A 12,717-nucleotide genomic window follows, 5' to 3' on the forward strand; every position below is an offset into this window, starting at 1 on the left:
ATTGCCGTGCCGGAATGAAGTGCGCAGCCACCGTTGCAAGCGCTGAAATGTCAGTCACCTGCCTAACGGCAAGTCCACTGACATTCCAGTTGTTCGCCTACGGGGGAAATGCTCATGAACCGCATCTACCGGCGTGTATGGAACCGCCAGCTCAATGCTCTGGTTGTGGCCTCGGAACTGGCCACCGGCGATAGCGGCGGCGGTGCCGCGCGCGATCCGCGCAGTGTCCTGCTGATGCCCTCTGTGCTAGCGCTGGCACTGCTGTGTGCGCTGGCCAGCGGCCACGCAGCAGCATCAGAAGCCAATCAATCGCTGCGCGACCTGCAGGCATTGGCCGCGAAGTATGCGCAGCCGATGCCGGTGAAGGTCGATGCCGAAGTGGCATTGGCCGCCGCCTCGCGCCAGGCGCAGAGCAGCCCTGCGATCAGCGCCGATGCACGTGTCGGCCTGCAGCTGAGCACTGCCTCGCTGCCGGTGGTGCGCGATGTGTTGCCGGCCAGCGTGCAGGTGAACCTGGCGGCGAACACCACGCCGAAGCAGGTTGCTGTTCCGGCGCTGGCTGCCGATGTCCGCGCTAATATCGGGCTGGGTCATGCAACCTCCAATGCAGCGAAGGTTGATGCATCGCTGGCGGCACAGGTTGCGCCGTCCGCGCATGCGCCGCTCGGCGTGGCTGCGGATGCGCGGGCGAAAACCAACGTTGGCGTCGCCGGTGCGCAGGTGGCCTCGATCGATACCGGCGCCACGGCGGCGGCCGGCATCAGCAGTACCTCGGCGGGTTCGTTGCCTGGGCTGAAGACCTCGGTCGATGGCAAGGTCGATTCGCAGCTGAAGCTGGCTGGGCACCAGATCAATGGCCAAGGCCAGGTCAAAGCGACGGCAGCGGTCACGCTGCCGGCCAAGGAAGAGCTGCCGGGCGAAACCCATGACCGTGCGATTACTGCAGCCTTTGATACCGGCGTCGCCGGCAACGTGCGCCTGCAGGCGCCGGATGGGCAGGAAGTGGTGGCCGACCGCAATCTGAAGCTGGCCGGCCAGGCAACGGTCGCGGCACAGAACAGTGCGCTGGGTGTGGGTGGCCTGGTGGGCGGCGTGGTCGGCTCCGCAGGTAGTGCGGTGGGCGGCACGCTCAACGGCGCGGTCGGTACAGTCGGTGCAGTCGGTAGTGCCGTGGGTGGCGCACTGAACGGCACCGTTGGCACTGTCGGTGGCGCGGTGGGCGGCACGCTCAACGGAGCGGTCGGTACCGTCGGCGCAGTCGGTAGTGCCGTGGGTGGCGCACTGAACGGCACGGTTGGCTCCGTTGGTGGAGCAGTCGGCGGTGCGCTCAACGGCACTGTTGGTTCTGTCGGCAGTACGGTGGGCGGCACGCTCAACGGTGCCGTCGGCGCGGTTGGTGGAACCGTCAACGGCGCCGCTGGCGCGGTGGGTGCGGTGGGCGGCGCAGTGGGCGGTACGCTCAACAACACGGTTGGCGCGGTGGGCAGTACCGTTGGCGGTGTGCTCAACGGCGCGACCGGCGGCAGCACCGGTGGCCTCGGCGGCCTGCTGGGCAACACGTTGGGCAACGTCGGCGGTGCCGTGGGCAACCTGCTCAACGGCAACCTCAATGGCACCATCGGCAATCTCGGCAGTGCCGTGGGTGGCCTGGTCGGTGGCACGCTGAGCGGCCTCGGCCTGACCAAGCCCTCGGCGATTCCGCCGACCAGTCCGAAGGCGCCGGCACCGGCCGACCCGAATGCGGGTTTGATCATCGGCACCGGCGGCCTGGTTGGCAACGTCGGCCAGCTGATCGGCCCGACCACCACCAGCCTGTTCGGTGGCAACGGCTACCTGAGCAACGGCAACCTCAAGCTCAGCAACGCCAACGTGATGCAGACCTACTCGACGGTCAACGTGCTCGGCCTGCCGTTGGTCAACCTGTCGCCGGTCGGCAGCACCCTCAATGGCCTGGGTGGCGCCGTTACCGGCGGCAGCTCGCACCTGACCCTGATTGGTGGCGTCACCTCCGACAGCTACATCTACAACATCAACAACGGCAACCCCGGCGGCCTGCTTGGCCTGCTGCTGCCGAAGGATTCGCCGGCGTGGGCGGCCAAGTGCCTGGATATCGCCCTGGCCGACATCTCGTGCTGGGCAGTCAATGCGGCGCAGGACTACCAGGTGCTGATGGGCGACGGCGCCTTCGCCAACGGCTCGAAGGAGGTGGTGATCGGCGCCAATGCCCGCCACGAGCTGCCGAAGGTCGATGCCAACGTGGCCTTCCCGGGTGCCGGCACCAATGATCCGAGCAACCCGACCGGTGTGCCGACCGCTGACTACGCGGCACGCATGGGTCATTCGGTGATCGTCGGCGACAGTGCGGTGGGCACGGCCAACGGGCAGACCCTGATCGGTGCCGAGGCCACCTCGAACCAGGCGAACTCGGTCGCACTGGGCTACCGCTCGGCCGCGCTGCGCGGCGCCCAGGCCAGCTACAGCGCGTACGGGCTCACCGCTCCGCAGGTTTCGGCCGGTGAAGTGTCGGTGGGCACCGCCGGTGGCGGCGAACGGCAGATCACCAACGTCGCCGCCGGTAGCGTCAACACTGATGCGGTCAACGTGGCGCAGTTGAAGGGCGCGATCAGCCTGATCGATGATGTGGCGGCCGCTGCGGTGACCTACGACCTGGACGGTGCCGGCAATCCGAACTATCGCCGGGTCACGCTCGGTGCCGGCACCGGCACCACCACCATCGGCAACCTGGCCGCTGGTGCGGTCACTGCCGGCAGCCTGGAAGCGGTCAATGGCGGCCAGCTTGCGGCGACCAACGCCGCCATCGCCGGCTTCTTCGGTGGTCGCGCGGCCTTCGATCCGGCCAGTGGTGCCTTCACTGCACCACTGTTCGAGATCAGCACCATCTCCACCGGCGGCGCCATTGCCAAGGGCTTGTATGAGAACGCCACCGATGCATTCGCCGCGGTGGACGGCTCGCTGGTCAACCTCAACACGCAGATCACCGACATCCGCAACGGCGGCACCAAGTACCTGCGGGTGAACTCGACCGGCACCGAAGCCCTGGCCAGCGGCACCGACTCGATCGCCGTCGGCACCAATGCCCGCGCCACCGCCGCCAACAGCATCGCGGTGGGCGCCGGCAGCCTGGCCGACCGTGCCAACTCGGTGTCGATCGGCGCGGCCGGAGCCGAGCGCCAGGTCACCAACCTGGCCGCGGGTACAGCCGCCACCGATGCGGTGAACGTCGGCCAGCTGCAGGCATCGGAGCAGGGAGCCCTGCGCTATGACCTCAACGGCGACGGCAGCGTCAACTATGCCAGCGCCACGCTGGGCCAGGCCGGCACCGCCACCACGCTGCGCAACCTCGGGCCGGGCCAGGTCAGTGCCACCAGCAGCGAGGCCATCAACGGTGCCCAGCTGTTCGCTGCCAACCAGGCCGTGGCTACCCACCTCGGTGGTGGCGCAGCGGTCAACGCCAGCGGTGTGCTGACTGCACCGACCTACTCGATCAACAACGTCGCCGCCAACGGCACCGTGACCAAGGGCAGCTACAACGACGTCGGCACCGCCTTCGACGCGGTCAGCAACTCGCTGGCCAATGTTGCCGACCAGACCGATGAGATCGACAAGCTTGCCGTGAAGTACGACGTCGATGGCAGTGGCAACGTGCTCAACAGCGTGACGCTGACGGGTACCGGCACCGGCACGGTAAAGATCACCAACGTCGCCGCCGGCAGCATCCTGGCCGGCAGCAGTGATGCCATCACAGGCGACCAGCTGTTCAGCACGAACAGCACCGTCGCCAACTACTTCGGTGGCACCACCGCCTACAACGGCACCACCAACGTGTGGACCGCGCCGAAGTTCAGCATCTCCAGCATCGCCACCGACGGGACCTTCACCAGCGGCGACTACAACAATGTCACCGCTGCATTCACCGCAGTGGACGGCTCGCTGAAGGTCCTCAACCAGCGCATCACCAACGGTGGCGGTGGCAGTGCCTACCTGGCGGTGAACTCGACCGCAGCGGCCGCTACGGCAGCAGGTGCGGAAGCGGTGGCAGTCGGCCCGCAGGCCAGTGCAGCGGGTGCCAACAGCGTAGCGGTCGGCAACGGTGCCAGCGCCAGTGCCGGCAACAGTGTCGCCCTGGGTGCCGGCTCGGTGGCCAGCGTCGGTGCACAGAGTGGCTACACCGGTGCGTACGGGCAGGCCGGTGCCAGCAACTCGGCCGGTGAGGTCTCGGTCGGCAGCACCGGCAGTGAGCGCAAGATCACCCATGTCGCCGACGGTTCCGATACGTACGACGCAACCAACGTCGGCCAGCTGAAGAACGGCGTGAACTACGCCATCGACGAGTCGAAGAAGTACACCGACCAGAAGATCCAGAACATCACCAACGTGGCCGGCAGCTTCCGCGCCAACAACACCAACAACCTGGCCGATCCTTCCGCCAGCGGAGCCAATTCCGCAGCGGGTGGTGCAGGCTCGACCGCTGCCGGTGCCAACTCCACCGCGCTCGGCAATGGTTCGCAGGCACAGGCCGACAACTCGGTGGCACTGGGTGCGGGTTCGGTGGCGAACCGGGCCAACACCGTTTCGGTGGGGGCCAGCGGTGCCGAACGCCAGGTGGTCAACGTGGCCGATGGCTCGCAGGCCACCGATGCGGTCAACGTGCGTCAGCTCCAGGCCTCGCAGCAGGGTACGATCCGCTACGACACCACGGTGAACGGCGCGACCAACTACAACAGCGTCACGCTGGGCAACACCAACAGCGGGCCGACCACGGTGCGCAACGTCGCCGCCGGCACCGCCGGTACCGACGCAGTCAATGTCGACCAGCTGAAGTCGGGCATGGCGCAGACCCTGGACTGGTCGAAGGCCTACACCGACGAGCGCATGGGCGGCTTCGAGCGTGACCTGCGCAAGACCGACAACCGCGCCTCGGCCGGTATCGCCTCGGCGATGGCCACCGCAGCACTGCCGCAGCCCAGTGAGGCGGGTCGCAGCATGGCCTCGGTCGCGGCCGGCAGCTACAACGGCGAATCCGGTGTTGCGGTCGGTATCTCCGGTGTCTCGGAAGGTGGTCGCTGGATCTACAAGTTCAGCGGTTCGACCAACAGCCGTGGCGAGGCCGGTGTGGCCGTCGGTGCCGGCATCCAGTGGTGATCCCCGCCGCCGGGCCGCAACCGCGGCCCGGCATCGCGGAAACGTCCATAGGGGGAATGACATGAAACAGCATCGCATCGCCCGCAGCGGCCAGCTGGCCGCCACGCTGGGCCTGATCCTGGGGATGGGCCTGCTGGCCGCCTGCCGCAGCCATGCGCCGGCCGCCGAGGGTCCTGCCGAAGCCACCACCGTGCACTTCCCGGAGGCCTCGAAGGCCTCGCTGAAGGAAGGGATCTATCCCGACGTCGCCGATCTGCGCCGTTTCGCACCGGGCATGAGCAAGCGCCAGTTGTACACGTTGCTGGGTACGCCGCACTTCAACGAAGGCATGTGGGGCGTGCGCGAGTGGAACTACCTGTTCAACTTCCGCACTGCGCAGGGTGCGGAGTACTTCACCTGCCAGTTCCAGGTGCGATTCGACAACAAGGGCATCGCCCAGGGCGGCTACTGGAAGCCTGAATCGTGTGCGGCGGTGCTGGAGCCGCCGCGGCCGCCGGCCCCGCCCGTACCGGCGCCGTTGCCGGAGCAGCCGCTGCGCCTGTCCGCCGACGCGCTGTTCGGTTTCGACAGCGCGGTGCTCAGCGCCGAGGGGCAGCAAGCAGTGCAGGGCGTGCTGGCACAGGTGCGCGAAGCCAGCCAGGTGCAGTCGATCCGGGTGACCGGCTACACCGATCGCATTGGCAGTGCCAGCTACAACCAGAACCTGTCGCAGCGACGTGCCGAAGCGGTACGCATGGCGCTTGTGCAGGGTGGAGTGCCGGCTACCAGCATCAGTGCCGAAGGACGTGGCGCGGCGGAGCCGGTCGTGCAGTGCGACCAGCGCAATCGTCGCGAGCTGATCGCGTGCCTGGCCCCGAACCGCCGCGTGCAGATCGCGGGCGTGGCACAGCCACGCTGAGAATCCTGCGCCGGGGCAGGGCCCCGGCATCCCGAGTCCCCCCTGACCGCCGGCAGGACGTGGCCACGTCTCCCCCGTTGTCCCCGCCTGCCGGCGGCTCAGGTTTGCATACGGTGCACGATGAACGCCCAATTCCTGCCTCTTTCCATGAAGACGGAAACCACACTCAGTGTGTATGGCCAGCTCGGCAACCATGCCGTGGTGCGCATTCCCGGGCGTCGCCTGCCGGGGTTGATCCTGCAGGCCGATACCGTGGCCGGCTTCCTCGCCCAGCTGCAGGAAGCCCAGGCCTGCCTGCGCAGTGGCCGCGCGCAGCGCACCGACGCCGAGCTGGACATGCTGATCGACGTTCTGCAGCAGTGGTATGCCTTGATCGAATCGCGCCTGGCCGACGCCGGCGAGGCGCTGTAGAAGAAAAAGGGGACGGAGGGGATTAAGTCGTTCTTGCCCCGGCGGTGCCGGAAACGACTTAATCCCCTCCGTCCCCTTTCTTCTAGGCGCGGGCGCGGACCAGCCAGCAGGCGGCATCCACGCGTACCCGGTCGCCTTCGATGAAGGGCGCGAACGCGGCCAGCGCCTTGCTTCGAAGTGCGTCGGCGCGGTCTTCCGGCATCGCGCGCAGGGCCAGTCCCAGCGGGCCAAGTTGGCCGACATAGGTTGGCAGCTCATCGCGGGCGATCGAACAGGGCATGTCGACTGCAACCACTTCGACGTCCTTCCAGCCGGCCGCCTGCAGAAGCCGCTGTATCCGCTTGCCATCGGCAAAGGCGAACTGGCCCGGTGCGCCAGGCGCACGGGGTGGCAGCTCGAGTTCATCACCAATGGCGCGTTCGGCCGTGGTCATGAACGGGTTCTCGTCGGCACTGCGCCAGGCGATGAAACGCAGGCCCGCGCCTGGCGTTGCGGCACGATGAAGGTTGGCGAAGGCGGCCTGGCTGTCCTCGAAGAACATCACGCCCAGCCGCGACTGGATCCAGTCGAAGTGCGCCGAGGGCAGCGGATGCCGCTGCGCGTCGGCGACGATGAAGTCCGCGTCCAATCCCGCTGTTTCAGCGCGCTGCCGGGCCAGAGCCAACATCGGCGCGGAGATGTCCAGGCCGGTGCTGTGCGCGGCAGGGCGAGCCGCTGCGGCGGCCAGCAGGCTGGCGCCGGTGCCACAGCCGATATCGAGCAGTTGCGTGACGGTTTCCGGAAGTTCGGCCACCAGCAGGTCGGCCATCGGCTGGAACAGGCCATCGAGGATGGCCTGCTGGGCGACCCAGATCTGGCCGCCTGGGCCATTCCAGAGCGCATTCTGATCAACGGGGGATGTGCTGGCCATGGCCTTGTCCTGCCGGGAAGTTGCCCATAGGTTGATGCTTGAAGGCGACTTGAGGTCAAGCCCATGCGTGAACTGGATATCGGCGAGGTGGTGAAACGCAGCGGCGTGCCGGCCTCGACCCTGCGTTACTACGAACAGCTCGGGCTGTTGCAGTCGCTGGGCCGCCGTGGCCTGCGCCGGCAGTACGACGAGCAGGTGCTGGAACGGCTGGCACTGATCGGTCTCGGTCAGGCGGCCGGGCTGTCACTGCAGCAGATCGGGGTGTCGCTGCCACCTCAACGCGGATGCATCACGCTGGATCGTGAGGCCCTGCTGGCGCAGGCCGAGGTACTGCAGCAGCAGATCAGCCAGCTGGAGCGGGTGCGTCGGCACCTGCAACGCGCTGCGGCCTGCCCGGAAGCGCAGGATGCACGCCAGTGCGGTTCATTCCGCAAGTTGTTGCGGGCCCAGCAGCGCCTGGCGGGTGGGTGAACCCGCACAGCCCCCTCAATCGCGGGTACTGACTTCCCAGGTGGCATGCAGCACGCCCGGTACCTGTTCCATCCGTGCCAGCACCACGTCCAGCTCATCGGCACTCACGGCGGTACTGACCAGCACCGCGATCACATCGGTGGGCGCATCGGCATGCTCGACCACCTGCACATCACCGACCGGATACTGCGCAGCTTCCAGCGCATCGACCAGGCGCTCGCGCACGCGCGGCACGGCTTCTGCATCCACGCTCAGGCGCACCTCATAGGTGGCCTCGGTGGCGGTCTCGTTGATCGGGATGCGGTTGATCGCATTGACCAGCGGCCGCAACAGGGTATTGCCGGCGATGATCAGCACGGTCAGCAGGACGCCCTCGGCCAACATGTCCGCACCGGTGCAGCTGCCGACCGCCGCCGAGCACCACAACGTGGCAGCGGTGTTCAGCCCGCGCACGTTCATGCCTTCCTTCATGATCACGCCGGCACCGAGGAAGCCGACCCCGGAGACCACGTAGGAGATCACCCGCACCGCCTCGGCACTGCCGGCGATGCGCATGCCCAGGTCGACGAAGGCAGCCGCGCCGACAGCTACCAGCACGTTGGTACGCAGGCCGGCCGTGCGTTGCCGGTACTGGCGCTCGGCGCCGATCAGCGTGCCGAGCACGAAGGCGGCCAGCAGGCTGACCACGGTGTCGGCGAAGGGACCGGCCTGGAAGGTTTCAATGAAGCGCATGGTCGCAGTCTACCCCGCCGAAGTGACAGTCTTTCCGCGCCAACGCGTGGATATCCAGATGTGCCAGAAACGACTTGATCCCCTCCGTCCCTTTTTTGAAGATCAGTCGGTGTCCTCGACCCGCTCGCCCATCAGTTCGCGCTGGCGCTTGTCCAGTTCCTCGGCGTAGCGCTTGCGCACGAAGGCTTCGGAGACCACGCCCTGCACCTGGCCGTCGGTGCCGACCACGGCCAGTTCGTCGGCCTGGGTGTGGTCGAAGCGCTGCATCACGGTCACCACGTCCGCGCTCGGCAGCAGTGACACGTCGCGGTTCTCGGCCAGTTCGCCAATGGCGGTTTCCGGCTTCACGCCGTCGCCGTACACGCGCGGAATCTGCACGATGCCGGCGTAGTGGCCTTCGCTGTCGATCAGGATCACCCGGCTGCCCGAGCCCAGCGGGAAGCGCTGGCGGAAGGCGGCGGCGTCGAGATTGGCCGGCGCGGTGGCCACGCCCTTGCGCATCAGCCGGCCGGCGTTGAGGTTCTGCACCCAGCCCACGTCGCGCGCGCTTTTGATGGTCTCGCCGCGCAGGTGCATGCGCCAGGTCGAGAACGAATATCCGAACCACTGCCGCACCAGCGTGCTGGAGACCAGCACCGCGCTCATCACCACGCTGGTCAGCAGGAAGTCGTGGGTGCCTTCCAGCACCAGCATGGCCATGGTCATCGGTGCGCCGACCACCGCAGCGGCCAGTGCGGCCATGCCGGCCAGCGCGGCCGAGGTGGCGTCGATCACCGGCACGCCGGTGGCCATGGCGAGCAGGCCGGCGAACAGGGCGCCGACCAGGGTGCCCATGAACAGCGAGGCGAAGAACAGGCCGCCGCGGAAGCCGAACCCGAGCGAGATGCCCGAGGCAAGGCACTTCAGCGTCAGCAGGCCGCCGATCCAGATCAGTGGCAGGTGCGTGGTCAGGTCCAGATGCAGCGCGCCATGGCCGGACGACAGCACCTGTGGGCTGGCCAGCGCCAGCGGGATCAGCAGCAGGCCACCGACCACCGGCCGGCCCCACAGCGGCAACGGACTGCGCTTGACCGTGCCTTCGATCGAAGCGATCAGCCGCATCACCGCGATGCCGACCATCGCGCAGCAGCACCCCAGCAGGCCATAGATGGCGTAGTCGGCGGCGCGCACATCAATGGTCGAGGCGGCGGGTAGCAGATAGGCCTCGATGCCGGCCTGGTCGGCGACGAATGCGCCAGCCAATGCAGCGACCGCCACTGGGGCCAGCGCGGCCGGGGTGTAGGCGCCGATGACGATCTCGAAGGCATAGAACGCGCCGGCCAGCGGCGCACCAAAGGCGGCGGCGATGGCACCGGCGGCACCGGCCCCGACCAGGATGCGCACATCGTTGCGGCGCAGGCGCATCACCCGCCCCAGCTGCGAGCCGCTGCCAGCGCCCATCTGCGTGTACGACGCTTCCAGTCCGACCGAGGCACCGCAGCCGTTGGACAGCAGAGTCTGGGTCAGCACGATCAGGTTGTCGCGCATCGACATGCGTCCGCCATGCAGGGCGTTGGCTTCCACCGCATCAAGCAGGGGCCGCTTGAGCCGGGTCGCGGCCAGGCTGACCAGCCCCACCAGCAGGCCACCCAGCGGCAGTACCAGCAGCGCAGTCCAGGTCAGCGAGGGCAGGGAGCTCAGGCGCATGCCTTCGTCCAGCCCGTACAGGGTGCCCTGCAGCCAGCGTGCGATGCCGGACTGCAGCAGGGTCAGGTAGCCGGCGATCAGGCCGACCAGCAGGGCCAGCGCGATGAACCACAGGTCGCTGCCGCGCAGCCGCAGGCGCAGGCCCTGGAAGGCCAGATGCAGGCGCGATGGCAAAGCAGACGGTGACATGGTGGCGGCATGATACGCCGCCACCGTGATCGCCACCGTCACTGCATCGGGCGGTTACCGGCTCAGAAGCGGTAGCGGCCCTGCACGTAGAACGTGCGCGGCGCGGCCACCATGCGACCGGCGTTGCCATCGACGTTGCGGGTATACCAGCGCTTGTCGGCCAGGTTGTTCACGCCCAGCGCGATCTCGCTGTCGCCCAGTCCCGGCACCTGCCAGGCCACCTGCGCGTTCCACAGGCGCACGCCCGGCACGCGGCCCACGCGCGCATCGGCGCTCTCGGCCCAGGTGTTGGCGGCGTCGGAGAACTGGCCGCTCTGGTGGGTGCTGGAGACGTTGAAGGTCCAGCCGGCCAGCGCGTAGCGGGCGCCGACGCTGTCGGTGTCGCGCGAGTAGAACGGGACGTCCAGGCCGCGGTTGTCACCGGACTGCTGGATCGCCTTGGTCCAGGTGTAGTTGGCATACAGCTCCAGCCCGGCCAGAGCGCTGTCCTCGGCGAAGCGGTACTCCAGCGCGCTCTCCACGCCCTTGTGGTCGGTGGCGCCGATGTTCTGGAACGTCGGCGGGGTGATCCCTGGTACCTGCAGGATCTGGTTGTCGAAGCGCATCTTGAACACGGTCACTTCCGCGCGCAGCGCACCGTCCTGCCAGCGCGCACCGAGTTCGGTGGTCCTGGCGATTTCCGGGTTCAGCGGGTTGCTGGCGGTCTGCGAATTGAGCTGGATGTTCTGCACCGGCCCGAACGAGGTGGTGTAGTTGCCGAACACGGTCAGCTGCGGGGTCAGCAGGTAGGCGATGTTGAGCGAAGGCAGGGCCTTGTCGTTGCGGCTGCTGAAGGTCGCCGCACCCCCGGCCTGGCGGCGGTCCATGTCGATCCACTCCATGCGCACGCCCGGGGTGATCCGCCACTGGCCGATCGCGATGCGGTCGTCGATGTAGAAGGCATGTGCGTCGGTGGCGTTGTCGAAACGGTTGGTGGCGCTGGCCACGCCGGTACCGCGGGTGACGGTGTAGCTGCGGTCGTTGCCGCGCTCACGCAGGAAGCGGTAGCCGGCGGTGATGTCGTGCACGCTGGCGCCCCAGTGCAGGCGCTGGGTATAGCGCGGCTCGATGCCGAGCACACGGTAATCGCGCGGCTGCACGGTCAGCTGGGTATTGGCGGCGTTGATCAGCGAGCTGGCGCGGGTGCTTTCGTTGTAATAGGCCAACACCTCGAACTCGCTGTTGGCCGACAGCGTGTTGGTGTAGCCGAGGTCGATGCCGGTGCGGTGGCCTTTCCAGAAATCGGTGGGGCGCGTGTTCTGGAACGGATCGGCTTCGTACTGCGCGCGGGTCAGGCCGCCCGGGGTGAGCGAGCGAACATCGTAGTAGGAGAGCTTGGCGCGCAGTTCCTGCTGTTCGTCGATGGCATAGGCGAACTTCAGCGCCAGGTCGTTGAAGCGGTCATCGCTGCCCTGGCGCCAGCCACGGCCGTCCTGGCCGGAGTACAGCAGGGCCGCGCCCAGGCCGTTGTCGCCGGTGCCGCCGAGGAAGGCGTTGTATTGGGTGCTGTCGCCGCCGCCGTGGTCGTAGGCGGTGTAGCGCATGCCGGCTTCGCCGTGCAGGCCGGCCTCGGTGGGAATGGCGCGGGTGCTGAAGTTGATGATGCCGCCCACGTTCTGCGGGCCATAGCGCACCGCGCCGCCACCGCGCACCACGTCGATCGATTCGATGTTGGACAGGCTGGTCGGTGCGAACGACAGCTGTGGCTGGCCATACGGCGCCACCGCCAGCGGCACGCCATCGAGCAGTACGGTCGAGCGCGGCGAGTAGCGCCCGGTCAGGCCACGCACGCCGATGTTCAGCGACACCGAGCTGCCGGCAGTGCCGGAGTTGTCGGTGACCTGCACGCCCGGGATGCGGCGCATGGCATCGCCGATGCTGGCCGCGCCACTGGCCTCGATGCGCTGGCGGTCGACCACCGTGCGTGCGCCGGCAAAGCTCTTGACGCTGTCATGCAGGCCGGTGCCCAGCCAGCTGCCGGAGACCTGGATGCTGTCCAGCGTGGTGGCGCCGTCCTGGGCGAAGGCGTGGGTGGCCGGGAGCAGGCACAGAGCGAGGGCTGCGGCCAGGGGCAGGCGGGCCGGTTGCAGGGCGTGGATGGGCATCGGTGCGGGCTGTGGAAGGTCGTAAATGAGAATTATTGCTGATTCCATTCGCTATTGGAATGCGTCTGCAGTCCATGCCGAGGCCCCGGTGATAGAGTGTCTGATTGCTTCCT

8 protein-coding genes are annotated in these 12,717 nt (G+C 67.8%); 4 read left to right on the top strand and 4 right to left on the bottom strand.

Translation table 11 applies throughout. The annotated features are described in order from the left end of the window. Window positions 1-114 precede the first annotated feature (114 nt). The 3 genes from V9K93_RS14105 (at window position 115) to V9K93_RS14115 (ending at window position 6,472) form a co-directional block, all read left to right on the top strand. Window positions 115-5,163: a YadA-like family protein gene (locus V9K93_RS14105; RefSeq protein WP_337302742.1), complete on the top strand. Its 5,049-nt coding sequence runs from the start codon at window positions 115-117 to the stop codon at window positions 5,161-5,163. A 61-nt stretch (window positions 5,164-5,224) separates the two neighbouring features. Next, complete coding sequence (locus V9K93_RS14110) at window positions 5,225-6,061, top strand: OmpA family protein (protein ID WP_337302743.1); 837 nt, start codon at window positions 5,225-5,227, stop codon at window positions 6,059-6,061. 147 nt (window positions 6,062-6,208) lie between these two features. After that, window positions 6,209-6,472 (top strand): DUF6959 family protein, encoded by a 264-nt coding sequence (locus V9K93_RS14115; RefSeq protein ID WP_006450485.1) that lies wholly within the window; start codon window positions 6,209-6,211, stop codon window positions 6,470-6,472. A gap of 82 nt (window positions 6,473-6,554) precedes the next feature. Here the strand turns inward: V9K93_RS14115 and V9K93_RS14120 are convergent, their stop codons facing one another. Next, window positions 6,555-7,382 carry a class I SAM-dependent methyltransferase gene (locus V9K93_RS14120; RefSeq protein WP_337302744.1) on the bottom strand — a complete coding sequence of 276 codons (828 nt, stop codon included), beginning with the start codon at window positions 7,380-7,382 and terminating at the stop codon, window positions 6,555-6,557. A gap of 63 nt (window positions 7,383-7,445) precedes the next feature. Between V9K93_RS14120 and V9K93_RS14125 the strand changes: the two genes are divergently transcribed. Next, window positions 7,446-7,853 carry a MerR family transcriptional regulator gene (locus V9K93_RS14125; protein ID WP_337302745.1) on the top strand — a complete coding sequence of 136 codons (408 nt, stop codon included), beginning with the start codon at window positions 7,446-7,448 and terminating at the stop codon, window positions 7,851-7,853. A gap of 15 nt (window positions 7,854-7,868) precedes the next feature. On the opposite strand, the gene V9K93_RS14130 is transcribed toward V9K93_RS14125, so the two are convergent. From V9K93_RS14130 to V9K93_RS14140, 3 genes are all read right to left on the bottom strand, one after another. Further along, a complete protein-coding gene (locus V9K93_RS14130; protein ID WP_046986984.1) occupies window positions 7,869-8,585 on the bottom strand; it encodes an MgtC/SapB family protein in 717 nt (238 codons plus the stop codon). A 102-nt stretch (window positions 8,586-8,687) separates the two neighbouring features. Continuing rightward, window positions 8,688-10,460, bottom strand: coding sequence for a chloride channel protein (locus tag V9K93_RS14135; protein ID WP_337302746.1), 1,773 nt, complete (start codon window positions 10,458-10,460; stop codon window positions 8,688-8,690). Between the two features lie 62 nt (window positions 10,461-10,522). Then, the gene (locus V9K93_RS14140; RefSeq protein WP_337302747.1) at window positions 10,523-12,604 is read right to left on the bottom strand and encodes a TonB-dependent receptor family protein; all 2,082 of its coding nucleotides are present in this window, start codon (window positions 12,602-12,604) and stop codon (window positions 10,523-10,525) included. Window positions 12,605-12,717: the final 113 nt, after the last annotated feature.

Origin of the sequence: Stenotrophomonas sp. CCNWLW162 (assembly GCF_037203745.1) — a bacterium.
Classification (GTDB): Bacteria; Pseudomonadota; Gammaproteobacteria; order Xanthomonadales; family Xanthomonadaceae; genus Stenotrophomonas; species Stenotrophomonas maltophilia_AQ.

What these genes read in the sequence shown, in the direction of transcription:
- V9K93_RS14105 (WP_337302742.1), top strand. Translation starts at nt 115, where the DNA reads ATGAACCGCATCTACCGGCGTGTATGGAACCGCCAGCTCAATGCTCTG.
- V9K93_RS14110 (WP_337302743.1), top strand. Translation starts at nt 5,225, where the DNA reads ATGAAACAGCATCGCATCGCCCGCAGCGGCCAGCTGGCCGCCACGCTG.
- V9K93_RS14115 (WP_006450485.1), top strand. Translation starts at nt 6,209, where the DNA reads ATGAAGACGGAAACCACACTCAGTGTGTATGGCCAGCTCGGCAACCAT.
- V9K93_RS14120 (WP_337302744.1), bottom strand. Translation starts at nt 7,382, where the DNA reads ATGGCCAGCACATCCCCCGTTGATCAGAATGCGCTCTGGAATGGCCCA.
- V9K93_RS14125 (WP_337302745.1), top strand. Translation starts at nt 7,446, where the DNA reads ATGCGTGAACTGGATATCGGCGAGGTGGTGAAACGCAGCGGCGTGCCG.
- V9K93_RS14130 (WP_046986984.1), bottom strand. Translation starts at nt 8,585, where the DNA reads ATGCGCTTCATTGAAACCTTCCAGGCCGGTCCCTTCGCCGACACCGTG.
- V9K93_RS14135 (WP_337302746.1), bottom strand. Translation starts at nt 10,460, where the DNA reads ATGTCACCGTCTGCTTTGCCATCGCGCCTGCATCTGGCCTTCCAGGGC.
- V9K93_RS14140 (WP_337302747.1), bottom strand. Translation starts at nt 12,604, where the DNA reads ATGCCCATCCACGCCCTGCAACCGGCCCGCCTGCCCCTGGCCGCAGCC.